Source organism: Sphingomonas tabacisoli, from assembly GCF_042678385.1.
Classification (GTDB): Bacteria; Pseudomonadota; Alphaproteobacteria; order Sphingomonadales; family Sphingomonadaceae; genus Sphingomonas_B; species Sphingomonas_B tabacisoli.
Map to the genome: position 1 here is coordinate 1,902,044 of NZ_JBHUDY010000001.1, position 24,030 is coordinate 1,926,073.

General features: G+C 63.1%; 20 protein-coding genes and 1 tRNA gene. 6 read left to right on the forward strand and 15 right to left on the reverse strand.

Annotated features, from left to right (window positions below):
- Positions 1–253: 253 nt before the first annotated feature.
- Positions 254–2,953, reverse strand: coding sequence for a CHAT domain-containing protein (locus ACFSCW_RS09730; RefSeq protein WP_380888745.1), 2,700 nt, complete (start codon positions 2,951–2,953; stop codon positions 254–256).
- A gap of 353 nt (positions 2,954–3,306) precedes the next feature.
- Positions 3,307–3,960, reverse strand: coding sequence for a PEPxxWA-CTERM sorting domain-containing protein (locus tag ACFSCW_RS09735; protein ID WP_380888746.1), 654 nt, complete (start codon positions 3,958–3,960; stop codon positions 3,307–3,309).
- 105 nt (positions 3,961–4,065) lie between these two features.
- Between ACFSCW_RS09735 and ACFSCW_RS09740 the strand changes: the two genes are divergently transcribed.
- Both ACFSCW_RS09740 and ACFSCW_RS09745 read left to right on the forward strand, forming a co-directional pair.
- Entirely contained in the window at positions 4,066–4,314 is a 249-nt protein-coding gene (locus ACFSCW_RS09740; protein ID WP_380888748.1) for a helix-turn-helix domain-containing protein, read from the forward strand.
- Positions 4,315–4,611: 297 nt separating this feature from the next.
- Complete coding sequence (locus tag ACFSCW_RS09745) at positions 4,612–5,532, forward strand: hypothetical protein (RefSeq protein ID WP_380888749.1); 921 nt, start codon at positions 4,612–4,614, stop codon at positions 5,530–5,532.
- 19 nt (positions 5,533–5,551) lie between these two features.
- On the opposite strand, the gene ACFSCW_RS09750 is transcribed toward ACFSCW_RS09745, so the two are convergent.
- Positions 5,552–6,790, reverse strand: coding sequence for a tyrosine-type recombinase/integrase (locus tag ACFSCW_RS09750; protein WP_380888751.1), 1,239 nt, complete (start codon positions 6,788–6,790; stop codon positions 5,552–5,554).
- Positions 6,791–6,905: 115 nt separating this feature from the next.
- A tRNA-Thr gene (locus ACFSCW_RS09755) sits at positions 6,906–6,981 on the reverse strand.
- Between the two features lie 74 nt (positions 6,982–7,055).
- On the opposite strand from ACFSCW_RS09755, the gene ACFSCW_RS09760 reads away from it, so the two are divergent.
- Positions 7,056–7,925, forward strand: coding sequence for an oxygenase MpaB family protein (locus ACFSCW_RS09760; RefSeq protein WP_380888752.1), 870 nt, complete (start codon positions 7,056–7,058; stop codon positions 7,923–7,925).
- A 6-nt stretch (positions 7,926–7,931) separates the two neighbouring features.
- Here the strand turns inward: ACFSCW_RS09760 and ACFSCW_RS09765 are convergent, their stop codons facing one another.
- Positions 7,932–9,779: a CocE/NonD family hydrolase gene (locus tag ACFSCW_RS09765; protein ID WP_380888754.1), complete on the reverse strand. Its 1,848-nt coding sequence runs from the start codon at positions 9,777–9,779 to the stop codon at positions 7,932–7,934.
- Between the two features lie 215 nt (positions 9,780–9,994).
- Between ACFSCW_RS09765 and rplM the strand changes: the two genes are divergently transcribed.
- Both rplM and rpsI read left to right on the forward strand, forming a co-directional pair.
- Complete coding sequence (gene rplM / locus ACFSCW_RS09770; RefSeq protein ID WP_380888755.1) at positions 9,995–10,474, forward strand: 50S ribosomal protein L13; 480 nt, start codon at positions 9,995–9,997, stop codon at positions 10,472–10,474.
- Positions 10,474–11,007, forward strand: a complete 534-nt coding sequence (gene rpsI, locus ACFSCW_RS09775; RefSeq protein ID WP_380888756.1) for a 30S ribosomal protein S9 — start codon at positions 10,474–10,476, stop codon at positions 11,005–11,007. The genes rplM and rpsI overlap by 1 nt, the downstream gene beginning before the upstream one ends.
- An 84-nt stretch (positions 11,008–11,091) precedes the next feature.
- Here rpsI and ACFSCW_RS09780 read toward each other — a convergent pair whose 3' ends face one another.
- The 7 genes from ACFSCW_RS09780 to ACFSCW_RS09810 all read right to left on the reverse strand — a co-directional run bounded on the left by ACFSCW_RS09780 (position 11,092) and on the right by ACFSCW_RS09810 (position 17,911).
- On the reverse strand, positions 11,092–11,364 hold the full coding sequence (locus tag ACFSCW_RS09780; protein WP_380888757.1) for a hypothetical protein: 273 nt from the start codon (positions 11,362–11,364) through the stop codon (positions 11,092–11,094).
- 127 nt (positions 11,365–11,491) lie between these two features.
- Entirely contained in the window at positions 11,492–12,856 is a 1,365-nt protein-coding gene (locus tag ACFSCW_RS09785; RefSeq protein ID WP_380888758.1) for an efflux transporter outer membrane subunit, read from the reverse strand.
- A 2-nt stretch (positions 12,857–12,858) separates the two neighbouring features.
- Complete coding sequence (locus ACFSCW_RS09790; protein ID WP_380888760.1) at positions 12,859–13,956, reverse strand: HlyD family secretion protein; 1,098 nt, start codon at positions 13,954–13,956, stop codon at positions 12,859–12,861.
- Entirely contained in the window at positions 13,953–15,635 is a 1,683-nt protein-coding gene (locus ACFSCW_RS09795; protein WP_380888762.1) for an MFS transporter, read from the reverse strand. The genes ACFSCW_RS09790 and ACFSCW_RS09795 overlap by 4 nt, the downstream gene beginning before the upstream one ends.
- Positions 15,636–15,743: 108 nt before the next feature.
- Positions 15,744–16,193 carry a DUF3237 domain-containing protein gene (locus ACFSCW_RS09800; RefSeq protein ID WP_380888764.1) on the reverse strand — a complete coding sequence of 150 codons (450 nt, stop codon included), beginning with the start codon at positions 16,191–16,193 and terminating at the stop codon, positions 15,744–15,746.
- Complete coding sequence (locus ACFSCW_RS09805) at positions 16,190–17,275, reverse strand: NAD(P)H-dependent flavin oxidoreductase (protein WP_380888766.1); 1,086 nt, start codon at positions 17,273–17,275, stop codon at positions 16,190–16,192. The genes ACFSCW_RS09800 and ACFSCW_RS09805 overlap by 4 nt, the downstream gene beginning before the upstream one ends.
- Before the next feature lie 81 nt (positions 17,276–17,356).
- Positions 17,357–17,911 carry an FMN-dependent NADH-azoreductase gene (locus tag ACFSCW_RS09810; protein WP_380888768.1) on the reverse strand — a complete coding sequence of 185 codons (555 nt, stop codon included), beginning with the start codon at positions 17,909–17,911 and terminating at the stop codon, positions 17,357–17,359.
- A 136-nt stretch (positions 17,912–18,047) separates the two neighbouring features.
- On the opposite strand from ACFSCW_RS09810, the gene ACFSCW_RS09815 reads away from it, so the two are divergent.
- Positions 18,048–18,422 (forward strand): winged helix-turn-helix transcriptional regulator, encoded by a 375-nt coding sequence (locus ACFSCW_RS09815; protein ID WP_380888769.1) that lies wholly within the window; start codon positions 18,048–18,050, stop codon positions 18,420–18,422.
- Positions 18,423–18,424: 2 nt separating this feature from the next.
- On the opposite strand, the gene ACFSCW_RS09820 is transcribed toward ACFSCW_RS09815, so the two are convergent.
- The 3 genes from ACFSCW_RS09820 to alaS form a co-directional block, all read right to left on the reverse strand.
- Positions 18,425–19,603 carry an alpha-hydroxy-acid oxidizing protein gene (locus ACFSCW_RS09820; protein WP_380888771.1) on the reverse strand — a complete coding sequence of 393 codons (1,179 nt, stop codon included), beginning with the start codon at positions 19,601–19,603 and terminating at the stop codon, positions 18,425–18,427.
- 18 nt (positions 19,604–19,621) lie between these two features.
- Positions 19,622–21,208 (reverse strand): phytoene desaturase family protein, encoded by a 1,587-nt coding sequence (locus tag ACFSCW_RS09825; protein ID WP_380888772.1) that lies wholly within the window; start codon positions 21,206–21,208, stop codon positions 19,622–19,624.
- 118 nt (positions 21,209–21,326) lie between these two features.
- The gene (gene alaS, locus ACFSCW_RS09830; RefSeq protein WP_380888774.1) at positions 21,327–23,978 is read right to left on the reverse strand and encodes an alanine--tRNA ligase; all 2,652 of its coding nucleotides are present in this window, start codon (positions 23,976–23,978) and stop codon (positions 21,327–21,329) included.
- Positions 23,979–24,030 lie beyond the last annotated feature (52 nt).

Consider the following 24,030-nt stretch of genomic DNA (forward strand, 5'->3'; position numbering starts at 1 on the left):
CCGGGACATACTACCTACCCGTGATAGCCGACCACTGCTAGGTCGGAGCGGCAGCAAACAGCGCAACCTCGCCGCTCTGCGTCAGAGACCAATTGGCATCGAGCCACTTGGCGCACCCCTCGGCGCTCGCAACTGCGCCCCCCGGTCAATGTCGCATTCTTCCGATTGAATGGTTCAAAGTTTGAACCGCTAGAGTGCGGTTCGAGAGCGCACGTCCGGTTTCGAACCACAGCGGACAACTGGCAGCCTTAAACTAGCGAGGATTTCCCATGAGGATAAATGGCGCCCAGAGGAACGGATCGCTCTGGTCAATCGAAGATAGCATCTTGACCTGAGCCCGCCGTAACGCCTCTGCCTTTCCCACGTGGCCTTCTTTTAATGTGGTATAAAAGTCTGCCATCAGGGCGGGTGACGCCTTGTCCGCTACGCTCCACAAGCTGGCGAGCACACTTTTGGCCCCCTTATTTTGAACGAGCGCGCCCAATCCTTCTATTTCTACGCCGGTGCCCTCACCCCCTACTGCCGTTTCACAGGCCGATAGAGTTACCAGTTCGATACCACGGAAGCGCAAGCGCGGCGAACGATTGATCTCCGTCAAAGTCAGTTTCTGGCCGTCGCCCAAGAGCAGAAACGAACTTGACTCAGCGCCAGGCAGCAAGATGAAGTGGCTGGCAAGGTGGAGCACGGGCTTGGGCTGAGCGAGCGAGTTCTCAAGCGCGCTTAAAGTGAATTCTCCATCCAGTGCCGCTTGCCCACGGAGCACTCCATTGGTTGCACCCAACAGCGTATCGAGCTCCTGTTTCACTGCTGGTAATGCTGGCAGTCCGTCCAACGGGCGACTGACGCCGAAGCCGGAAGCTTCTGCTGTTGGCGCGACAGGGGACTCAAATCTAGTTTGGACAGCCGGCGTGTAGAAGGCCGAGGCGTAGCGGGATACAAGATAGGCAGACCCGTCATATAGTGCGGCGAAGGGCGCATAGCGCAGCTGGCCCTGAAGGTTGAGCAAGATAGTATCGGCGCGAGAATCATCTACGTCCTGCCGGATGGGCTTAAATAGCAAGTCGTAAAGACGGTTCAGCTTCGACTTGGCCTGAGTTTCGTGCTGGGCCAGTTCGCTATCGCTGACGGTTCGATAACGATCAATCTCTGAGCGTGCCTCTGCAATCGTCTGAAAGACGCTTTCGCGCGAGACCGGCAATGCAACGTGCTTAAAGGTAGTGGGCGTAGTCAGGAAAAAGTGGAGGCTTTTTGGCAGCGCTACAATCTGCAGAAGGACTGTACGGGGTCCGGCCTCGGTCAGCAGCGACTGCAGCCGCTCACCACTGTCAACCTGAAGAGCTAATGCCTCGTCGCGAGCTCCGGCACCAGGCATGGCTTTTACATCAGAGAGCCAAGTCTCAATCTCTCCTTTGTATGTTGCATAGGCGCTGTCCGAGAGCTTCTGCAGGTCAGCGAGCTTCGCCGCTCGGGCCGGATCATCAGTTGCTTCGGATTGTAACGACGCAAGCTCCTCCTGGACTTTGCTGGGCCGAGACCGCCACGCGTCAAGCTGAGCGATCCATGCTTTCTCGTGGGCCGACAGAGCGATCTCGGTCGTGCCGGTTTGTGGCGCTCCGCGAACCAGTAACCTGAACTCGTCGGCCTTGAGTAAACGCCCCACTTGCTCAGCTTCAAGGAACCGACCGCGCTCAATCAGGAGCTCTTGAAGAGTTTCATAGTCGCCGATCCGTCGAGTATCGATGCCCGGAGTTGGTTGGCCTGAGCGGCTGCTGCTGCGGATCAGCTCATTGCTGTTAACCGCCTGCTTGAGAAAAAATATTGCGCGATCCGTATCATGCGCTCTCTCACGCATGAACTGCGCCACAGAAGAGAACAATTCCGCAGCGTCGTTGGGCTTTCCAGCAAGTTGCCCCAGCGACGACAGTGCGGCTGCGATATCTGAGCGCGCTTGTTCGTCCTGACCGAGCTGCGTTTCCGCACGGACGAGCTGCGCACGGAACCTCAGCGTCTCGTAATAAGTAGGCCCGTACCGATTTAATCGGTCGCTGAGCGCGTGGCGCAGTAGTGGTATCGCCTCGGCCGGCCGCCCTTCCCGAAGCAGCAGTCGTCCCAAAGAGCCCTTGTAATATGCTGTGTCGACGTCATCTTCGCCATAGCGCTTCGCAGAAGTGGAGAGCACATCCCTAAGGATCGTATCGGCTTGAGATAAGCGTCCGGTCTCTTGCAAGAAGAATGCGTAGTTGTGCTGAACCGTTAGACGTGTACGGCTGTCAAACTCGTCGACCTCTCGGAAGCATTTTAGCGATTCCTTATACCAATTCTCAGCTCTTTCCAAGTCATGCTTCAGCAAGGCAACATCGGCTACCTTGTTGAAGTCAGCGCAGAAGCGCACATTATATACTATTTCGTTACTCCTCATAAGGAGCGCAGTAAATCTTTCCGCGGCATCAACCTGTTGCGTGTTTATATAAAATGAAGACAGCGACCCTAAAGTGTCATTTGATTGACGGCTGGTTTCACCATGTTGCTTGATGCTGTATGCGTGCAGAGCAAGCAAAATCCGCTCAGCTTGGTTTTCTCGACCGGTGTCCTCGTAAATAAAAGCCAGAAGATCCGCATACGGGTCGATGAGAGCTCCGGGCGGGAGCCCCCGCAGCTTTCCTTCGTCTCGGCTCGCTTTAAGTAGTATTTGCTCGGCTTCAGGTAGGGCCCCTTCGTTGTAGAGGGACTGAGCGAGCTTCATCTCCGCCTTCAGAGTCTTCTTGTCAGCAGGCCCATATTGGGCCTCCAACCTTTTGACCAACGGACGGCCGACTTCGACGGCCTTTAGGTATTGGCCGCTCCGGTAGAACCCATATAGCTTCACAAGTCCGGCATCAGACGCATCCGGCGGCAGATCGGCCTCATCTCCAGCGCCCCGCATTGGTCTTTCGGGCTTTTGCGGGGCCGCCAACGTGTATGATCCGGCCAGTAACCCTAATGCACACGCAATCGGCCCAACAAGCTTGCAAACGGCTTTTCGAGCGACTCGCATCGTGCGCCTCCCCCGGCGCATAACCTCCGCCGAAGCTTGAGGAATTGCAATGATGACAGTCTGCGAGCAGGGGGGACCAGCCACGTGCGATGATGACCCTAATGCCCGTAAGGCGAAAGATCGCTTGCCCGCCCCGCCCGCGCGCGAACCTTATGCAGTACAGATCGTCCGCGCTGTCTCTTCTAGATCATCGGTGCTCAGATCAAAGCGGCTGTGGTGAAAGCGGTTTTCACCGATTGCGGACGTTGCCGTTCAACCTGCAATTTGACGGATCAGCCGGAAGCGAGCTTCATCCCCCGGCGCCGAATTGCACTTCCCACCAAGCCAAGACCTCCGATCATCATCGCCCAGGTTGCGGGTTCCGGTACGCGTGTCAGCGAAACGTCGGCGACCCACAGGAACGTACCGCTCGGATTGATTGAGTTCCCAAACCCTCTGTTCGCGTCTGGATAATTATACGAGTTCGAGAAATAGAACTCGCTCGGAGTGCCCGCCGGCTTGTTGAACACAAACGTGATGCTCTCTCTGATCCAGCCGCTGTTTGCGGGTAGATCGAGCACCTTATCCAAGAGGTGCCAGCCGAAGCCCAGCGGTTCCTGAACGTCGGTGATCATCTCTGCCGACCAAGCCATCGGATTTTGCACGAGGAAAGACAGCCGGTAAACTCCGGGCGTTGATGCCGTGAACCGCTGGAAGAGGTCGGCCCCCTTCGGCAATATGGCGTAGTTGCCGGGAATGCCCGGTGCCGTACTCTGGGTCACCCCAGCGCTCGTCCAGTCCGACCACGGCGTGAGGTTAGGGCCTGTTCCTATCGGTTGAAGAAACGTTCCATCCTGCAGCAATGACGGCGCAGCGGATGCGGGCGATGCCGAGCCAGCCAATGCAGCAGCTATAAGGAAGAGCAATCTGGGTGATCCAGTCTTCATGCTTCTCACTCCCCTGTTGAGGTCAACTCAACCTCTTCCGTCCCCAAAACGGGGACATTGTTGTTGGGCTATAATGACCTGCCCCTCAACACAAGGGGGCATCCGGTGCAGCGCAGTTGGGTGGCATCGCCCCAATACAGACACCTCATAGCGGCTCTTAAGGCAGTCCGTACGGAGCACAACGTCTCCCAAAGGGAACTCGCCCGCCGGCTTCAGAAGCCACCATCCTTCGTGAATAAGATCGAGCTGTTAGAGCGGAGGCTCGATATCCTTGAGTTTGTGATGATCGCCCGGGCGCTGGAGTTGCCCGCCGACGAGCTTCTACGATTGATATCAGCCTCGCTCGGCGATTGATCAGAGCCTCCGCTCCGAGCTGCCTCAGTCCCATTTGAAGCCAGACTTTCGGCGGATTCTCGGTTCAAAGGTTGAACGACAGGCCCGCCGGTGGAGCGAATCACTAGCGGCGCTTTCCGGCATTTAGAGCAAGCTCGGGCCAAACAGCCGCTAAAATTGAGTAGCATAAGTGCAACTGATCGGGATTCATAAGGCGGCGCAATGCTTTGACTCACTAATTGATTTTATTTTATCGTTGTAGATCAGCCTTCTGATATGTGTATATGAGTTCGCCTCCATCGTTAATGTGAGGCAAACATGAATACCGAAGTGATTGCAAAGACTGTCGAGAAGCCGGTTTCTCTCGCAAGCATCCTGCCGACGCTGACTCCGCTTGCACAAGACGAGCAAGCCCCTGCCGTATTGCTGGCCTCGATCAAGGGGCAGTTCGATGATTACGGTCAAGCATTCGGACAGTCGCAATCCAAATTATGGAACTTGCTTGGGTCCTTGTATGAATCTCTGCCCCGCTTCGAGACAATTAAGGCCGCCAAAGCCGAGCTGATCAACGAAGTGTGTGCCCTTCCTTCAGTGCAGGCGAACAAACGCTGGTTTCCAAGACAGAAGGAGCCCGATGACCTACTGGTTACCCTCCTCCTTGGATTAGGGAAGAAACAGAAGGTCACAAAGAGCCAATGGCTGAAGGCCCTCAGGGCCGCTGCGGCACAGCACGTGAAGCGAACTCGGGTCGACTTCATTGCCTGGCTTGAACAAGTCGGCGGAGTTGCAGGGGCAGGTCGGAGCCTTCCTCCCGACGAAGCCAGAGCCAAAGAGGAAAAGCGGCAGCTCGAGGCCCGAATGACGGAGCTCAAGTCCCACTTCAAACAGCAAGAAGACGATCCGTTGATTGACTTCGACATAGGGGACGAGGCTGATCCTGGTGATCTGGTTCTAATTCTCGCTCACGTAGAATTCGAGAAGGGGCAGAGTATGCGCCGCCTATCTAGGGCTACGGCTTACCTGTCGGACCCTAAGCTAGTCGTTCGAGTGGCTGAAGCCCTTAAGCGGTCTGAGGAACAGGAGAAGAGGTCGACGAAGCGTAAGATGCAGCAGCAGGAAGCGGCAAGGGCCAAGAACGCCAAGCGTTTAGATCCATCGGAGTATGTTGGCTCTAGTATAGAGCACCTCTTCCCCGATGTTCCGCCCGTGATGCAGGATTCCCGCCCCCCTCCATGTTAGAAGGGAGGGCGAGCACCCATTACCTCCGTCTAAAGCTTTGAAGATCCTCAATTGAAAGGCGGTTATTGAGCCGCTTTAGATAAAAGCGGCTGAGCATCTCAACGCTGGTCCCGGCGTTCCGGGCAAGGATGAAGCTGTCCAGTCTGTCGCTATGGGTGATCCTCAGCATGAGCGCCGTATGCCGTAGGCTGTACATGGTTCGATCCAGCCCATCGATATTGGTCCGAAGTCCGGTCCGATCGAGCAATTCATTGAAGCGCAGTCGCATCTGCTTCATTGCCGTTTGTCGGTTCTGATACTGCGGCACGAAAAGGTGAGTGGTTGGCTTGGGTCCGACTCTGGCGGTGATACGCTCGTACACCCCCACCAGCGCAGGCATGGTTACTGACTCACGGTAGCCGGTCTTGCCAGCGCTGACCTTGAGGATGAGACCTCGGTTCTTGCCGTCGTCGAAGGGCTCCACATGCTGGTGCCGCAGGTCCTTCCACTCGCTCGGACGAAGATAGGAACCGACCATGAAAACAATGAAGTCGCCAAGCTCCTGCCAATAACGAAACTCCTCGACAGCTCCACGCCGTCTAGCTCCATGGGCCAACCCATAGGCAGTACGGTACAGCCTCTGATACTCCTGCTTCTCCAGCCATGGACGAGGGTTGTCCTGCAACTTTATGCCCGGCAATCGAGGCAGTGAGCTGAGGTGCCGTTGCTCATGGGCGAATTTGAGTACCTGGCTGAGGGACGAGAGTGTCCGCTTCTGAGTAGCTGGTGCAAGCTCCCCATCTCGGCTCATCTCGACCTGAAAGGCTAGATAGTCTCTGATCTCCGCCGTCTGGATGCTGTTGACGTCCTTGTCCTTGAAGTGAACGGCTAGGCCACCGCGGCCCAGCAGGGCCGCCTTGTGGTCCCTTGCCCTTCTAATCGCACGATCATCGCTGCCAGCATCGGCTAAGCACTTTTCCAAGAATCGATCAGCGATCCGGTCGAACCTATGAACCGGAGCCGCTTTGATGCCGATTGGTGAATGAAAGCCCTGCTCCGCCAGCTTCCGCTGGAACAGGCATTCGATGTAATAGTCCTCCGCAAAGCGAGCTGCAGCCCTTTCGTCCGTAGTACCTGAGCTTTTGGTCTGCGCAGGGCGTCCGTTGATATGAAGATAAACTCGGGCATACCAGTTTGGACTTCCTCGCCCTTTGCTTTGTGGCTGCTTGTAAAGGTACAGCCCTTTCCGAATTTTGATTGATTGCGTTTTGAGATGCATAGTCCGATTTACTGATGAGCGACATTGCCCTAAGGAATCGGACTATAATAGGCACTATAATAAAGCCAAGGACGACCTTCGTCCCGGCTTAAGTGCTTGATCTTGCTGGATTCTCTGGTGCCGCTTGCAGGACTCGAACCTGCGACCCCCGCATTACGAATGCGATGCTCTACCAACTGAGCTAAAGCGGCCCGTGAGGCGAGGGGCGCGCTTAACAGCGGCAGGCGGTGCTGGCAAGCGGCGGTTTGAGCCTTATGTCTATGGCGTGTCTGTCCGTTATCCCCATGCTGATCCCGACGCGCTGCCGTTCCTGCGGCCGCTGAAGCGGCGCATCGCTTCGGAAGTGGTGTCGATCTTCAACGATCGCGCCAAGGGTCAGAAGCCGGTGCAGCGGCGTCCGGACGGGCTGTTCGGGCCGCAATCCGTCGTCTGGCGCGTGCATGGCGACGTGACCGCGATGATGGTCGGCGGCATCTCCGGCCTGCTGCTGCAAATGCTGCACCCGGCGGTGCTGGCCGGCGTGTGGGATCATTCGAACTTTCGCGACGACATGCTGGGCCGGCTGCGCCGCACCGCGCGGTTCATCGCTCTGACTAGCTATGGCGGCGGCGAAGACGCCGAAGCAGCGATCGCGCGCGTGCGCTCGATCCACGCGCAGGTCGGCGGCGTTCTGCCCGACGGCAGCTCCTATCGCGCCGACGATCCGCGGCTGCTCGCCTGGGTGCATGTGACGGAAGCGTCGAGCTTCCTCGCCGGCTGGATCCGATATGCCGAGCCACGCATGCCCGCCGCTGATCGCGACCGCTATTTCGCCGAAATGGCGCGGCTGGGCGAAGCGCTGGGCGCCGATCCGGTGCCGCGCAGCCAGGTCGAGGCGCAGCGACTGATCGAGGAAATGCGGCCGGAGCTGGGCGTCGACGCCCGCACGCGCGAGGTCGCAGGGCTGGTGCTCGACTCCCCGGCGCACAAGCCGAGCGCCGAGCCCCTGCACAAACTTACCATGCAGGCGGCGGTCGATCTGCTGCCCGACTGGGCGCGGCGCATGCACGGACTGAGCGGGCCCGGACCGCTGGCGCCGCTGGTCCGCGCCGGCACCAGCGGCGTCGCGCGGACCTTGCGCTGGGCCTTCGCCTGACGCCGGTCAGTTCTCCGCGACCGGCAGCCACACCGCGCTCGGGTGCGCGGCGTCGTGATAGATTGTCTGGGTCGCTTTCCGATAGTCGCCTGGCTTCGCGTTGAAGATGTTGGCGACATAGGTCTGCGGATTGCGGTCGTAGAGCGGGAACAGGGTCGACTGCACCTGCACCATCATACGGTGGCCGGCGAGGAACACATGGTTCACATTGGGCAGCGACCATTTGTAGTTTTCCGCCCGCCCGGGCTTCAGCGCTTCCGGCTTTTCGAAGCTGCGGACATAGCGGCCGCGGAAGATCTCGATGCCGATCGGCAGTTCGGAGCCGTCGGGCGCGACGTCGATCAGCTTCACTACCCAATCGCTGTCCGTGCCGCTGGTCGCTGCCCATAGATCGACTTTCGGCGCGCCCATGATGTGCACTGGCTTGTCGAGCGGCGCGGAGCTGTAGGTCAGCACGTCCGGCCGCCCCTCGACGAAGCGCTGATCGTGCACCAGCCAGGTTCGCCAGGCATCGCTGTCCTTGAAATGCACCGGCCGCGGCTCAAACGGCACTGGATTGGCCGGATCGGAGACATAGGCGTCGGACCCGCCGTCCGGCTTCGACCATGAAAGCGCAAAGCTTTTCTGCAGATAGACCGGCTTCATCGTGCCCGCCGGCCAGGTGGGGCGCACCTGCCATTGGTCGATGCCGGTTGCGTAGGTGAAGGTCGGCGGGGTCGGCGTCTGCGGCGCGCCGTCCTTCAGATAGCGATCGAGGAACGGCTTCATCACCGTGGTGCGGAATTCCAGCCCGGTATCGCCGCGCAGCTTCACCGGCCCGAGCTCTCGCGCCTCGTAATTGACGCCGCTGTGCCGCCAGGGGCCGATCACCAGCGATACCATGTCGTTGCTTTTGTCCTGCGGCTCCAGCGCCCGATAGACCGCCGGCGCGCCATAGCTGTCTTCCTGGTCCCATTGGCCGACGACCAGCATCGTCGGCACGGTCAGCTTGCGCGCGGCGAGCAGCTTGTCGACCGCCTGGTTCTGCCAATAGCTGTCGTACGCCGGATGCTCCATGAACTTGCGGGTGACGGCGAAGGCATCGAGGCCATAGGCGCGGGCGAAATCGCCGGCGGAGCCTGCCTCCAGATAGGTCGTATAGTCGTCGCCATTGCCGTGGGGGATGGCGCCGTCGTTCTTCTTCGCCATCTGCCCGGTGAAATAGTCGAAGCTGTTCAGACGGAAGGCGCCATTGTGAAACCAGTCATCGCCCATCCAGCCATCCACCATAGGGCTTTGCGGCACTGCGGCCTTCAGCGCCGGATGCGGATCGATCAGCGCCATCAGCGAGGTAAAACCGAGATAGGATGAGCCCGTAATGCCGACCTTGCCGTTCGATTCCGGCACATTCTTCACCAGCCAATCGATCGTGTCGTAGGTGTCGGTGGCATGGTCGACCGGCGTATCGTTAAGCGGCCCGCGCAAGGGGCGGTTCATCACATAATCGCCTTCGGACTTATGGAGGCCGCGCACGTCCTGATAGACGCGGATATAGCCGTCGTTGACGAACTCCCTGTCCATCACCGGCAGGATGTCCTCGATGTGCTGGCTCGGGATTCGCCAGGTCGCCGCACTCGCGTCGTAAGGCGTGCGGCTGAGCAGGATGGGGCCGTTCTTCATGCCCTTGCGCATGACGATGACCGTGTAGAGCTTCACCCCGTCGCGCATCGGGATCATCACTTCGCGGCGGATATAATCGGCCTGCGGACGGACACGCTCATATTCCGGCACCGTGTCGGGCATCATGGGCGGCGTCTGGGCGGAGGCGGCGAGCGGTGCGAGCGCGAGGGTGGCGAGCAGCAGGGCTTTGATCATGCAAGCTTTATGGCGGCGGAAATCGAGCTGCGCTATGGGGCCAAGCGATCAAAATTGGATGGACGGCAATAAGCCGGATTGAAGCACGGTATTATTTTACCCGTCGCGAATTGCCCTGTTTTGCTTGACTTTTGCACCCTCCCCTCGCAAATGCCCGCCAGAAGCGCCGCCCCGCATTGGGCGGCGTCATTCGTTTTACAGCAACCGAGGTAGCCATGAAGGCGCTCATGAAGACGACCAAGTCGGCGACGCCGGCGACGGTCGAGAAGAAATGGCATCTGATCGATGCCGATGGTCTGGTGGTCGGGCGCCTTGCCTCGATCGTCGCCAACATCCTACGCGGCAAGCACAAGCCGAGCTTCACCCCGCACATCGATTGTGGCGACAACGTCATCATCGTCAATGCCGGCAAGGTGCGCTTCACCGGCAACAAGCTGCAGGACAAGCTCTACTACAAGCACACGGGTTACCCCGGCGGCTTGAAGGAAATCACCGCGGGCAAGGTGCTGGAAGGGCGCTTCCCCGAACGCGTGCTCGAAAAAGCGATCGAGCGCATGATCCCGCGCGGTCCGCTTGGCCGCCAGCAGATGCGCAACCTGCGCATTTTCGCCGGCGCGGAGCACGACCACGAGGCCCAGAACCCCGAGGTGCTCGACGTCGCCTCGATGAACCGCAAGAACAAGGTGGGCGCATAATGTCCGACACGCGTCAGTCCCTCGCCGATCTCGGCAACATCACCCAGGGCATCGAGCCCGCCGCGGCCGCTCCGGCCGGTGGCGAAACCGCCGCTCCGGTCGCGCAGCAGCCTTCGGCGCCGCTCCGCGAGCAGCAGCTCGATAAGTTCGGCCGCGCCTATGCGACCGGCCGCCGCAAGGATGCGGTAGCTCGCGTCTGGTTGAAGCCCGGCAGCGGCAAGATCGTCGTCAATGGCCGCGATCAGGAAGTCTATTTCGCCCGCCCGACGCTGCGCCTGGTCATCAACCAGCCGTTCGACGTCGCCGAGCGCCGCGAGCAGTATGACGTGATCGCGACCGTGAAGGGTGGCGGCCTTTCGGGCCAGGCCGGTGCGGTCAAGCACGGCATCGCGCAGGCGCTCAGCCGCTACGAGCCGAAGCTCCGCTCGGCCGTGAAGGCCGCCGGCTTCCTGACCCGCGACCCGCGCGTCGTGGAACGCAAGAAGTACGGCCGCGCCAAGGCCCGCCGCAGCTTCCAGTTCTCGAAGCGCTAAGGCTTACTGCCGGAAAACGACAAGGGCGGTCCCCATGGGGCCGCCCTTGCTGATTCAGGGGTGGAAGATTGCGTTTGGCGTTCCTTAGCGGCTGACGACCTCGACCCGCGGTTTCTTCGCAGGTTCGGCCCGGAACGACACCGGAGTCATGCCGAAATAGCCTGTCACATAGCCGTTACGGACGACGTAACGAAATGTCGAACCGCCCTTTACCCGGCCATTAAGGATCGTGGACGGGCCCGATTCCCGAGCGGTGTAGATGTAGGTGACGCCGTCTCGCGTGAAGCTCTGCTCCCCGGATTCGACGGAAGGAGACGCAGCAGCAAGGGCCACCAAAGCAACGGAACTGAGAGACATGGTCCTAATCCTTTCATCAAAGGACCAGACAGGCACCTCTCCTACCGCGGCGGCTTCAGTTATGCTGCGCTGCACAATAATAGCAAATGCAAAGGACGCATGTTGAGTTGCATCGGGCAACTCGTCTTCAGCCCGGCGCCTGCCACCCTCCACCCATCGCCTGATACAGCGCGATGCGCGCGGCTAACTCGTCGGCTCGGGTCTGGATCAGGGACAGTTCGGCGCTGAGCAGGCCGCGTTGCGCGTCCAGCTGTTCAAGATAGGTTGAATAGCCGGCGCGGTAGCGATTGGTCGCCAGCCTCAGCCCCTCGGCGAGCGCAGCGCGCTGCGCCTGCAGATGATCGAGCTGCTGGGACAGGCGCTGCACTGCCGCCAGATTGTCCTCCACCTCGCGGAAAGCCGTCAGCGCGGTCCGGCGATAAGTGAAAGCAGCGACGTCGCGCTGGGCTGCCGCGCTTTCAGCCTGCGCCCTCAGCCGGTCGCCTTCGAACAGCGGCGCGAGCACGCTGCCGCCGAGCGACCAGATCGCGATCGGATCGGCAAGCAAAGTCGAGATGGCGGCGCCGGCGCTGCCGCTCAGCCGCAATTGGGGCAGGAAGCGCTTGCGTGCGGCGGACAAAGACGCGTCGGTCGCGGCGAGCTGATACTCGGCCTGGGCGACATCGGGGCGGCGGCGCAGCAGGTCCGAAGGCAGCCCTTCGGGAATCGCCGGCTCGCGCAGGACGTTGAACGCTACGCCCCGAGCGATCCTATGCGCCGTGTCGCCGGTCAGCAGGCTCAGCGCATCTTCCTGCCGGGCGATCGCAAGTTGGAGCTGCGGAATCAGCTGCGCGGTCGCCTCGTATTCGGCTTCGGCCTGGCGCTGCTCGAGGATGGGCGAATAGCCTTCCCGAGCGCGCGAGCGGGCGATCCGCATCGCTTCGTCCCGCGCGGTCAGCGTTTCGCGCGTGATCTGCAGCCGGGCATCGAGCGCGAGCAGCGTCACATAGCCGCTGGCCGTCGCCGAGGCGACGCCAAGCGCGGCGGCGTCGCGCGCCGCCTGGCTGGCGCTCACGCCCGACCGGGCCGCTGCCACTTGATCCTCCAACCTCCCGAACAGATCGACTTCGTAAGAAGCGACGAACTGCGGCTGAAGCGCGGTCTGCACGCTGGGCCGGCCGAATGCATTGACGCTCCGCGAGTGGGCAAAGCCGCCGCTCAGATCGAGCGTCGGCAGCAACTGGGCGCGCGCCGCAAGCTCCTGTGCCCGCGCATCGCGCACGCGTGCCGCTGCGATGCCCAGATCGGTGTTGTTGGCAAGCGCCCGCTCGACCAGCCGGATCAGCTCCGGGTCACCGAACGCCCGCCACCAGTCGCGCTCGATCGGCGCGGTCGGACCAAGATCGGTTCGCCACGCCCCGGCGGGCGCGAGCGGCGGCACCGCGGCGGTCTGGGTCGCAGGGCCGGTGCAGGCGCTCGCGAGCAGCGCGATCGAAAGAGGCCAGGCCCTCATCGTCACTTGCCGGTATGGATGCGCGCGACCACCGACATGCCCGGCCGTAGCCGCGCGGCGAGGCTTTGCCCCGGGTCGATCGCAATGCGAACCGCGATCCTCTGCGCCACCTTCACGAAATTGCCGGTGGCGTTGTCGGGCTTCAGCACCGAGAATTCGGAGCCGGCGGCCGGCGCAAGGCTTTCGACGCGGCCGGACAGCTTGGCGTCGCCCAAGGCATCGACTTTGAATGTGGCGCGCTGGCCGACGCGCATGTCGCGGGTCTGCGCTTCCTTGAAGTTGGCGATGACCCAGAGCTGGCGCGGCACCAGGAACATGAGCTGCGTGCCGGCGCTGACGAGCTGGCCGACGCGCACGCCGACTTCGCTCAATTGACCGTCCTCGGGCGCGCGGATGACGCTATGGTCCAGGTCGATCTGGGCGAGATTTACCTGTGCCTTTGCCGCTTCAACCGCTGCCGACAGCCCGCCCCGCCCGACCGTTACGGTGCGCACGTCCTGACGTGCGATCTCGCGCGCCGCATTGGCCTGACGAACCTGCGCCTGGGCCTGGCGGAGCGCGGCGCGCGTCTGGTCCGCTTCGCGCTGCGACACGGACCCGTCCGACACCAACGCGTTCACCCGGCGCATATCGGCCTGGGCACGGAGCAATTGCGCCTTTGCGTTGGCGATCGCCGCGTCCTGCGCCAGCTCGCTCGCCTCGCGCGAACGCTGCGCCTGCGCCGAGTTCTGCAGATTGGCGATCTGCGTCAGCACGCTCGCTTTCGCCTGATCGACCTTCGCGCGATAGATGCTGTCCTCGATGCGGACCAGCACCTCGCCTGCCTTGACCTGCTGGAAATCGTGCACCGGCACGGCAACGACGTAGCCGGAGACCTGCGGGCTGATGATCGTCGTCTTGCCGCGCACATAGGCATTGTCGGTCTGCTCGGCAGAGCCCCCGAACGGCCAGAGCTGCCAGGCGTAGAGAATGGCCAGGATCGCCGCGACGATCAGCAGCACGATAACGATCAGAGCGCGCCGGTCCTTCGCGGGCGGGCGCCAGAAAACAGGGCGCGATGGCGCGGGGGCTGGTTGGTCCTGAGCTGCCGTATCCGTCACTGCGCCCCCATCTGTTGTTTCGCGGCGGCAGCCTGCCGTTCCGCCAGTTGAACGATCGGCGACGGCTCCCTGAACCGCCAGATGCGAAACTGAATCAGCAGGCCCCAAATGAACGCGAGGCAAGCGAGCACGCCGATCAGCATGAACACGTCGTTATAGGCAAGGATGTTCGCCTCCCGCGCGACCTGCTGGCCAAGCAGAACGGTTCCTTCCGCCCCCCGCAGCGTCGGATCCGCGATGACGCCGCCCATCGAACGTGTCGTACCGGCGACACGCTGCGCGACCAGCGGGTCGGTCAGCACAATCTGCTGCACCAGCTCGTGCGAATGGAATTTCTCCCGGATCGTCTGGAATGTCCCGAAAAACGCCGCGCCAAACTGGCCACCGATATTCTGGGTGATGTTGAACAGTATGACCCAGGTGATGAAATGCTGCGGGCCGGAAAGCAGCGTGCGGGAAATGCCGATGACCATCGCCGGACCGACAAACAGCAGCGCCCCGAACCCGATCAGCCCTTGGCTGATGTAGAAGTTTTCGGGTCTCGTCAGGTTGGTTGCGCCCGCGTCGATGAACGCGCCGACAGCGATGCAGACGCAGGCGATGCGGATCGCCCTGCCCGGAATGGCAGGATTGAACGTAAGCACGGCGACCGCCATTCCCGCGATCGACGCGATCAGGACCACCAGATAGAGCATACGGAACTGGTCGATACCCATGCCGACCGTTTGCAGCAGGCCGATCGAGCCGAAGGTCTGTTCCGAAACCAGGATGCGCACCGCGCTCGCCACGAGCGCCAGTCGCACGATCTCGCGTCGGGCAAGCCAGCGCGTGTGGAGCAGCGGATTGGCCCGGTAATGCTCTATCACAAGGGCGGCGGCGATCAGCACGATCGCGGCGATCGTTGCGTAGGCGATCCACGGCGTGTCGGTCCACCACACGATCCGCCCCAATCCCAGCACGGCGCACAGGCAGGCGATGCCGGGAAAGAACAGCGCCACCGTCAGCAGGTCGGTGCGCTCGAACACTTTGTCGCGTTCGCTGGGCGGCAGCGGCAGGATCATCAGCGCGGCCAGGCAGGCGAGCGCGAGACCGAGCTCGAAATAATAGGTCATGCGCCAGTCGCCCCATTCGAGCATCGACGGCGCCAGAACGCGTGCGATGGGAATGGCGAGTTGGGGGATGCTGATGCCGAGCATGACGCCCACCAGGCGCTTGGGCGGCGGCAAAGCCTGCATGAACGCGAGCAGGCACATGGTTGTCAGGCCGCTGGCAGCGATGCCGCTCGCGAGGCGGATCAGTACCGCCGTCCAGAAACCGTGCACGAACAGATGACCGAGGGTCATCAGCGCATAGGCAACCAGCATCCAGCGAACGAATGGCTGTAGCCCATATTGCTGGCGCGTCTTCACCAGCACGAGGTTCGCGCAGACGTTTGCGGCAACATACGCGGCCGGCAGCCATGCTGCTTCGTCGCTGTAGAGGCCGAGCGAACCCTGCACGTAAGCGAGGTTGGCAGTGATGAGCGCGTTGCCGAGCCCGCCGGTCAGGCCGCATAGGATGGAAATGAAGACATACGCCCAGCGCCGGGCCAGCGGATGGTCGGGGCTGAAAGGGGAGCCGAGCATCATCGGCCGCTCGTGCGGCTTGAACTCGTAGTCCTGTTCCGCTCGGCTGCTCATTCAAGACCTCTGCTTCACCATAGCAGCTTTTGGCTGCCGCCAAGGGGCGGAGCGAGACCTCGCTGTCCACGAGCCTTGTCCGAAAGGCGAATAGCGCGGGGTCGCGGTTCAGGCCAATCGATGCAGCGAATAGACCGGCCCGTCGGGAAGCCGCCTGCCGCTTCCCACGGCGATGATCGTGTTGAGCCATGCATAGCGCGAATCGGATGTGGCGAACGTCGCCGTGACGCGGAAATAATAGGATGCCGGATCGACATCTTCGCCGGCGGCAATGCGGGCCATGACGTCGCTTGGCCCATGCCGGATGCCAGTGTAGATCATGGCGATCGCCGCGCCGTCATTCGTTTGCAGCACGACGCGCGCGTCGATCAGAACCGCACCGTCGCTTCGGATCGTCTGCAGATCGTTTCCGCCCGGGAGCACGATGCCGGACAGGTTTTCTCCCTCAAAGCGGCCGCCGTCGATCAGACCCAGACGGCGCTCGTATCCGGCGGGGCCGCCAGGCGCCTGAACGACCGGGACACTCAAGCGAAGCTCAAACAGCGGCTCGGTGTTCATGCGCGCTCCCTTCGATCCGCCTCGTTCAACTCGGCGGCCAGCGTCTCGACCAACTGCCTTGCAGACATCGACCGCGACAGGGGCGCGCCCTGACCCGCCCATTGCGCACCGAAGCCGAACTCGCCCTTCGCCTTGCCTGCAGCGTGCAGCGCCTTCCCCAGATCGTAGGCGCGGGGATAGCTCGGAACCTCCGCATCGGGGATGTTGGCTCCCGCCGCAGTGAAGCGATTGGGGAGACACCGAGCCGGCCGACCGGAAATAGCGCGAGTCATAACCGTGTGATGAGCAGCGTCGCCGGCGAGCGCGGCGCGGTAGCCCGCGTCGGCCTGGCTTTCGTCGCACGCGATGAATGCGGTGCCGAGCAGAGCGGCGGCAGCGCCAAGCTTCAATGTCGCCGCGACTCCCGCGCCGTCCATGATGCCGCCCGCGGCGATCACCGGCACGTGGAGTTCGCGGACAAGAAGGCGGGTCAGCGCGAGTGTACCGATCTGATCGTCGCGCGCTTGCAGATCGAACGTGCCGCGATGGCCGCCCGCTTCCCACCCTTGCGCGATCACGGCGTGAATGCCGGCGGCGTCGACGGCGCGCGCCTCATCGAGATTGGTCGCCGACGCGAGCAACACGATGCCTCTGGCTTTCAGCGTGTCGATCCAGTCCTGACGCGGCAGGCCGAAATGGAAACTGACCACCGCCGGGCGTTCCTCGAGCAGCATCGCATACATCGCTTCGTCCTCGACGAAGCTCTGGTAGATTTCAGTGAGCGCAGCAGGCGGCTGGAAGTCCAGCGCGGCGAATTGCGGCCGGAACCGCTCGATCCACGCCGCCTCGACTGCCGCATCGGCAATGGCCGGCGCATGGCAGAAAACGTTGATGTTGACGGGGCCGGAGCTCAGCGCGCGAACATCGGCGATCATGCGCCGCGCGCCATCGGCGTCCGTCGCCCCGACGCCGAGCGAACCCACGCCGCCGGCCTGCGTCACTGCGGCAGCCATGGCGGGCGTGGAAACGCCCGCCATCGGCGCCTGGATGATCGGCAGGCGAATGCCGAGCATGTCGAGCAACGGATCGGACTCGCGGTGCATGCCCATGCGATCTGAACGATCGACCGGGTTTAATCCAGCGCCCGCCGCGCAGTATCGAACCGCGCGGCAAGCTGGTCGCGGTCAGGCTGCGAGCTTCAACGCCTCCGCCTTGGCCGTCTCGACCGCGGCATCCCGCGCATCGGGACCCATCGCGACCCCTTCGGCGCGGACGAACGTCACGTCGGTCACGCCCAGAAAGCCGAAGACGTTGCGCAGATAGTTCTCCTGGTGGTCGAACGCCGCCATCGCCGTGTCCGGCCCATAGAATCCGCCGCGCGCCGAGGCGATCACCACCTTCTTGCCGCCGGCAAGCCCTTCGGGGCCCTGCTCGGTATAGCGGAACGTCTTGCCCGCGACCGCGATGCGATCGATCCACGCCTTCAGCTGCGACGCGATGCCGAAATTGTACATCGGCGCGCCTATTACGACCACTTCGGCAGCCAGGAACTCGTCCACGACGGTGCTGTCGGCAAAGGCCTCGGGCGTGAAGTGCGGAATGGGATCGGTTGCGAGGTCGCGGCGGACGACGGTTCCGCCCGGCCGCGTTGCCTTGAGCTGGTCCACCGCGGACTGGCTGATGATCCGCGTCACGCTGTTTTCGCCCATGACGCTGCTGTCGATGTGCAAGATGGTCACTATTGCCTCCTTGGTATTGATTCGATACTGAGGCACCTCAAATAACCACCGGCAGGCCCCTCGCAAGAAGGCACTTTTTTGTGCGGCAGGCACAGGATTGTGGCGAGGGCACACAGAGGTAACTGGAGGCCCAGCGATGAAGGATGCACACAGCCCGGCATGTCGGACGATCAGCAGCCTGTTGCAGCGCGTCGGCGATAAATGGACCGTGCTTGTCGTCATGTCGCTCGGCGACGGGACCAAGCGATTCAGCGAGTTACGGCGCGAGATTCCGAGCGTGTCGCAACGGATGCTGACGCTCACCCTGCGCAATCTGGAGCGCGACGGCCTGGTCAGCCGTACCGTGACCCCGACCATTCCACCGCGCGTCGATTATGAGCTGACCGAGATGGGCCGGTCGCTGAGAGAGCCTGTCGGCAGCCTCGCCGATTGGGCGCTGAAGCACGTCGACACGATCGACCGGGCACGCGAGCGTTTCGACGCGGAGCAGGACGAGGCCAAAGCGGCCTGAAACTAGGTCCGCTGCGCGCCGGCGGCTCGCACCGCGTCCAACGTCGGATAGCCGTTGACCGCCATCAGCAGATCGGCTTCGGCGAGGATCGCGCGCAGCACCGAGGCCGCGCCTTCCGCACCGCCTAGTGCGAGGCCGTAGGAATAGGGCCGGCCAACACCGACCGCCCGCGCGCCGAGGGCGACCGCTTTGATGACGTCGGTGCCGGAGCGGATGCCGGAATCGAACAGCACCGGCGTGCTGCCCGCCGCCTCGACCACGCCCGGCAGCATGTCGATCGCGGCGATCCCGCCATTGGCCTGGCGGCCGCCGTGGTTCGAGCAATAGATGCCGTCCGCCCCCAGATCGATCGCGCGGCGCACGTCATCAGGGTGGCAGATGCCTTTCAGCACCAGCGGCAGCTTGGTCATGCCCCGGAGCCACGGCATGTCGTCCCAGGTCAGTACCTTGCCGAACACCGCTGCCCAGGCCTGGATCGCCGCGACCGGGTCCTGCTCGGGTGGTTTCGCAAGACCGGAGCGGAAGACGGGGTCGCTGAAATAGTTCATCAGCACCGCGCCGCGGAGCTGCGGGAAGTTCGCCGTGTTCAGATCGCGCGGACGCCAGCCCGTCACCCATGTGTCCAGCGTGACGATGATCGCCTTGTAGCCGGCCGCCTCGGCACGGCGGACGAGGCTTTCGGCCAACTCCTTGTTTCGCGGCGTATAGAGCTGGAAGAAACCCGGAGTATCGCCCTGCTCTGCCGCCACTTTCTCAAGGGGGTCGTTGGAGAGCGTCGAGGCGCAGAGCGGCACGCCGGTCAGCGCCGACGCCTTCGCCGCGGCAAGATCGCCGTGCAGGTCCTGCGTCATAATGCCCGTCACGCCGATCGGCGCCATGAAGACCGGGCTCGGCAGTTTGAGGCCGAACAGCTCGGTCGACAGATCGCGCCTCGTGCAGTCGACCATCATCCGCGGGACCATGCCCCAGTGGCGGAAGGCAGCGGCGTTCTGATCCTGCGTCCATTCGTCGCCGCAGCCACCCTGGACATAGCTCAGCACATGCGGCGGGAGCGCCGCCTGAGCGCGCTTCTCCAAGGTGGCGAAATCGACCGGAACCGTCGGCAGGATGCCGCTTAGCCCCGCGCCATAGATCGCGTTCTGCAGGTCGCCATAATGCCCCTGCCCGCCTGCGTACGCCATTGCCCCTCTCCTTTGGGGCTAATGTGCCCGGATGATCTCCCGCGCGCAATTATGGCCAGGCGCACCGGTGACGCCGCCGCCCGGATGCGTGCCCGCGCCGCACATCCACAGGCCCTTGATCGGCCCGGCATAGGCGCCGTTCCCAAGCACCGGGCGTGCCGAATAAAGCTGATCGAGCGACATATGCCCATGCATGATGTCACCGCCCGCGAGTCCGAACCTCTCCTCCAGGTCGAACGGGCTGAGACTCAGCCGCCCCACGACCGATGCCTTGAACCCCGGCGCCATTGCACCAACCGTGTCGATGATCGTGTCCGCCGCCTTCTCGCGCTCGTCGGCCCAGCTTCGCCCGTCCGGCAGCTCGGGCGCGAATTGCTGGCAGAACAAGCTCGCGACATGCGCGCCCTTCGGCGCCAGCGTATCGTCAAGCGTGGACGGGATCAGCATCTCGACGATCGGCTTTTTCGACCAGCCGAACGCGCGCGCGTCGGTGAACGCCTGGTCCATATAATCGAGCGTCGGCGCGATCACGATGCCGCTCGCCAGATGCTCGCCGGGCTCGGGCAGGCAAGTAAAGCGCGGCAGCTCGGACAGCGCGACGTTCATCCGGAAGGTGCCGGAGCCCGCCTTGTAGCTCTTGATCCGGCGCGCGAAGTCTGGCGGTAAGTCGCTTGAATCGACAAGCTTTCCGTAAAGCAGTTTCGGCCCGACATTGGCCACGACCCGCTTGGCGAAGAGCTCGCGGCCGTCCTCCAGCGCGACGCCCACCGCCTTGCCGGCATCGACCAGCACTTTCTCGACCGGCGCATCGGTCATGATCTCGACGCCGGCCGCTTCGCACGCCTGCCGCATCGCGCCGGTGATCGCGCCCATGCCGCCGATCGCGTGACCCCAGGCGCCCTTCACCCCGTTCACCTCGCCGAACACATGGTGGAGCAGCACATACGCGCTGCCGGGCGTGTCCGGGCTGGCATAGTTGCCGACCACCGCATCGAAGCCGAACGCCGCCTTGACCGGATCGCTCTCGAACCAGCCGTCGAGGAACGTCCGCGCCGATTTGACGAACAGGTCGAGCAGGTCGCGTTGGCCTTCGAGACCGAGCTTCGCCATCCGCCGCCCCGGCGAGATGCCGCGCAGCAGCTCGCTCCAGCCGCCGCCCGCGTTCGGCGGCGTCTGCAGCGCCAGGTCGCGCAGCACGTCGGCGATCCGGTCGAGCGAATCGTAATAGGCCGGCAGCGCCTCGGCATCGCGCGTGGAGTATTTCGCGAACTCGGCCTGGGTCCGCTCCAGTCCTCCTCCGAGCTTCAGATAATTTTTGTCGTCGAGCGGCAGAAAGTTGGAGATCGGGCGGTGCACCACCCGCAGCCCCCAATCCGCAAGCCGCATGTCGCGGATCACCTTCGCTTGGAGCAGGCTCACCGTGTAGCTCGCCGTCGAATTGCGGAAACCGGGATGGAATTCTTCGGTGACCGCGGCACCGCCGACGATGGATCGGCGCTCGACGATCAGCACCTTCAGCCCGGCGCGCGCAAGATACCAGGCGCAGGTCAAACCGTTGTGCCCGCCGCCGACGATCAGTGCGTCGTATGTAGATTTTGCGCCCAAGCCTCACCCCACTCCGTTCGGGCTGAGCTTGTCGAAGCCCTGCCCTTCTTGTTCGAGCCCCGTAAAGAACAAGAACAGGCCTTCGACAAGCTCAGGCTGGACGGAGTTTGAGCCGAACTTAGGCCGCCTCAGCCATCTCGCCGAGCGCGGCCTTCACCGCGGCGACCGCATCGGCAGCCTTCGCGCCGTCCGGTCCGCCGCCCTGCGCCATGTCCGGCCGGCCGCCGCCGCCTTGGCCGCCCAGTTCCGCGACTGCCCGCTTCACGAGATCGACCGCGCTCGGCTGCCCGGCAAGATCGTCGGTCACGCCGACCGCGACGGACGCACGGCCGTCATTGACCGCGACCAGCACCGCCACCCCTGACCCCACGCGCGCCTTCAGCTCGTCGACCGCGCCGCGCAGGCCCTTGGGATCGAGCCCTTCGACCACCTGGCCGATAAAGCCGTGGCCGCCGACCTGCTCCGGCCCGGCCGCCTCGGCTTTGCCGCCACCGCCCAACGCCAGTGCTTTCTTGGCGTCGGCCAGCTCGCGCTCGAGCCGCCGGCGCTCTTCAATCAATGCCGTAACGCGCGCCGGCACTTCCTCCGGAGAAGCCTTCAGCGCTGAGGCCGCCTCGCGCAGCCGCTCCTCGCGCGCGTTCAGCCACAGTCGCGCCGCCTCGCCGGTCAGCGCCTCGATGCGCCGCACGCCCGAGGAAACCGCGCTTTCCGAGACGATCTTCAACAGCGCGATATCGCCCGTGGCGTTGACATGCGTGCCGCCGCACAGCTCGACGGAATAGGCGTCGCGGCCCATCGACAGCACGCGCACCTCGTCGCCGTACTTTTCGCCGAACAGCGCCATCGCGCCGGCCGCAATCGCGTCGTCGGGCGTCATTAGCCGCGTCGAGACAAGCTCGTTCGCCCGGATCTGCGCGTTCACATCGGCCTCGACCGCGGCGATTTCATCGGCAGTCAGTGCCTGCGGATGCGAGAAGTCGAAGCGGAAGCGATCGGCCGCGACCAGCGATCCCTTCTGCGTCACATGCCCGCCCAACCGCTTGCGCAGCGCCGCGTGCAGCAGGTGCGTCGCTGAATGGTTGGCCCGGATGCGGTCGCGCCGTTCGGCGTCGACCGCCAGATGCACCGGATCGCCGACGGCGACTTCGCCGCTCTCGATCACCATGTGGTGCGCGTGAAGCCGCCCGAGCGGCTTCGACGTGTCCTCAACAACGGCCCGCAAGCCTTTGTCTCCGGTGACAATCCCGGAATCACCCATCTGCCCGCCGCTTTCGGCATAAAATGGCGTCTGGTTGGTCAACAGCACGACCTTCTCGCCGGCCGAGGCATGGTGAACCGCCTCGCCGTCGCGCACGATGGCGACCACCTCGCCCTCGCCCTCGGTGCCGGTATAGCCGATGAACTCCGTCGACCCGTTCGCTTCGGCAAGGTCGAACCACACCTCTTCCGACGCCTTCGCGCCCGATCCCTTCCATGCCGCGCGCGCCGCCGCCTTCTGCTCGGCCATCGCTTCGTCGAAGCCCAGCCGGTCGACGTTCAAGCCCTGCGCACGAAGCGCGTCCTCGGTCAGATCATAGGGGAAGCCGTAGGTGTCGTAGAGCTTGAACGCGACCGCGCCCGGCAGCGTCTCGCCCGCCTTCATGTTGCCGGTCGCTTCGTCCAGCAGCCGCAGCCCATTCGCCAGCGTCTGGCGGAAGCGCGTCTCTTCCTGCTTCAACGTCGCTTCGATCAGCGGCTGCGCCCGCACCAGCTCGGGGAAAGCCGCGCCCATTTCGGACACCAGCGATGGCACCAGTCGGTGCATCAGCGGCTCCTTGGCGCCGATGAGGTGCGCGTGCCGCATCGCGCGCCGCATGATCCGGCGCAGCACATAGCCGCGGCCCTCGTTCGCCGGCAGCACGCCGTCCGCCACGAGGAAACCCGAGGCGCGCAGATGGTCCGCGATCACCCTATGCGACGCCTTGTGCTCGCCGTCCGCGGGCGTGTGGGTCAGCTCGGAGCTGGCCCCGATCAGCGCCTTGAACGTGTCCGTGTCGTAATTGTCGTGCACGCCCTGCATCACGGCGGCGATGCGCTCCAAACCCATGCCGGTGTCGATCGATGGGCGCGGCAGGTCGCGGACGATCTCGTTCGCTTCCTGCTCATACTGCATGAAGACGAGGTTCCAGATCTCGGTGAACCTGTCGCCGTCCTCATCCGGGCTGCCGGGAGGGCCTCCGGGGATATGCGCGCCATGATCGTAGAAGATTTCGGAGCACGGGCCGCACGGGCCATTGTCGCCCATCGCCCAGAAATTGTCCTTCGTCGGGATGCGGATGATGCGGTCGTCGGGCAGTCCCGCGATCCGCTTCCACAGAGAGAACGCCTCGTCGTCGGTGTGATAGACGGTGACGAGCAACCGGTCCTTGTCGATCCCGTACTCGCGCGTGATCAGGTTCCAGGCGAGGCCGATCGCCCGTTCCTTGAAATAGTCGCCGAAGGAAAAATTCCCCAGCATTTCGAAGAAGGTATGATGCCTGGCCGTATAACCGACATTGTCGAGATCGTTGTGCTTGCCGCCCGCGCGCACGCACTTCTGCGAGCTGACGGCGGTCGAATACGGCCGCGTCTCGAGGCCGGTGAACACGTTCTTGAACGGCACCATGCCCGCATTCACGAACATCAGCGTCGGATCGTTGTGCGGCACCAGCGGCGCGGACGGAACGCGCGCATGCCCCTCGCCTTCGAAATAGTCGAGAAAGGTCCGGCGAATGTCGTTGGTCGAGCTCATACGCGCGCGATGTAAGATACAGCGATGAACCGGGCAACCGATTAGCCGGACG

Coding starts and splice junctions, on each gene's coding strand:
- rplM (WP_380888755.1), top strand. CDS start 9,995: ATGAAGGCGCTCATGAAGACGACCAAGTCGGCGACGCCGGCGACGGTC.
- ACFSCW_RS09820 (WP_380888771.1), bottom strand. CDS start 19,603: ATGGCGTACGCAGGCGGGCAGGGGCATTATGGCGACCTGCAGAACGCG.
- ACFSCW_RS09750 (WP_380888751.1), bottom strand. CDS start 6,790: ATGCATCTCAAAACGCAATCAATCAAAATTCGGAAAGGGCTGTACCTT.
- ACFSCW_RS09800 (WP_380888764.1), bottom strand. CDS start 16,193: ATGAACACCGAGCCGCTGTTTGAGCTTCGCTTGAGTGTCCCGGTCGTT.
- ACFSCW_RS09765 (WP_380888754.1), bottom strand. CDS start 9,779: ATGATCAAAGCCCTGCTGCTCGCCACCCTCGCGCTCGCACCGCTCGCC.
- ACFSCW_RS09815 (WP_380888769.1), top strand. CDS start 18,048: ATGAAGGATGCACACAGCCCGGCATGTCGGACGATCAGCAGCCTGTTG.
- alaS (WP_380888774.1), bottom strand. CDS start 23,978: ATGAGCTCGACCAACGACATTCGCCGGACCTTTCTCGACTATTTCGAA.
- ACFSCW_RS09745 (WP_380888749.1), top strand. CDS start 4,612: ATGAATACCGAAGTGATTGCAAAGACTGTCGAGAAGCCGGTTTCTCTC.
- rpsI (WP_380888756.1), top strand. CDS start 10,474: ATGTCCGACACGCGTCAGTCCCTCGCCGATCTCGGCAACATCACCCAG.
- ACFSCW_RS09780 (WP_380888757.1), bottom strand. CDS start 11,364: ATGTCTCTCAGTTCCGTTGCTTTGGTGGCCCTTGCTGCTGCGTCTCCT.
- ACFSCW_RS09805 (WP_380888766.1), bottom strand. CDS start 17,275: ATGCACCGCGAGTCCGATCCGTTGCTCGACATGCTCGGCATTCGCCTG.
- ACFSCW_RS09735 (WP_380888746.1), bottom strand. CDS start 3,960: ATGAAGACTGGATCACCCAGATTGCTCTTCCTTATAGCTGCTGCATTG.
- ACFSCW_RS09795 (WP_380888762.1), bottom strand. CDS start 15,635: ATGAGCAGCCGAGCGGAACAGGACTACGAGTTCAAGCCGCACGAGCGG.
- ACFSCW_RS09785 (WP_380888758.1), bottom strand. CDS start 12,856: ATGAGGGCCTGGCCTCTTTCGATCGCGCTGCTCGCGAGCGCCTGCACC.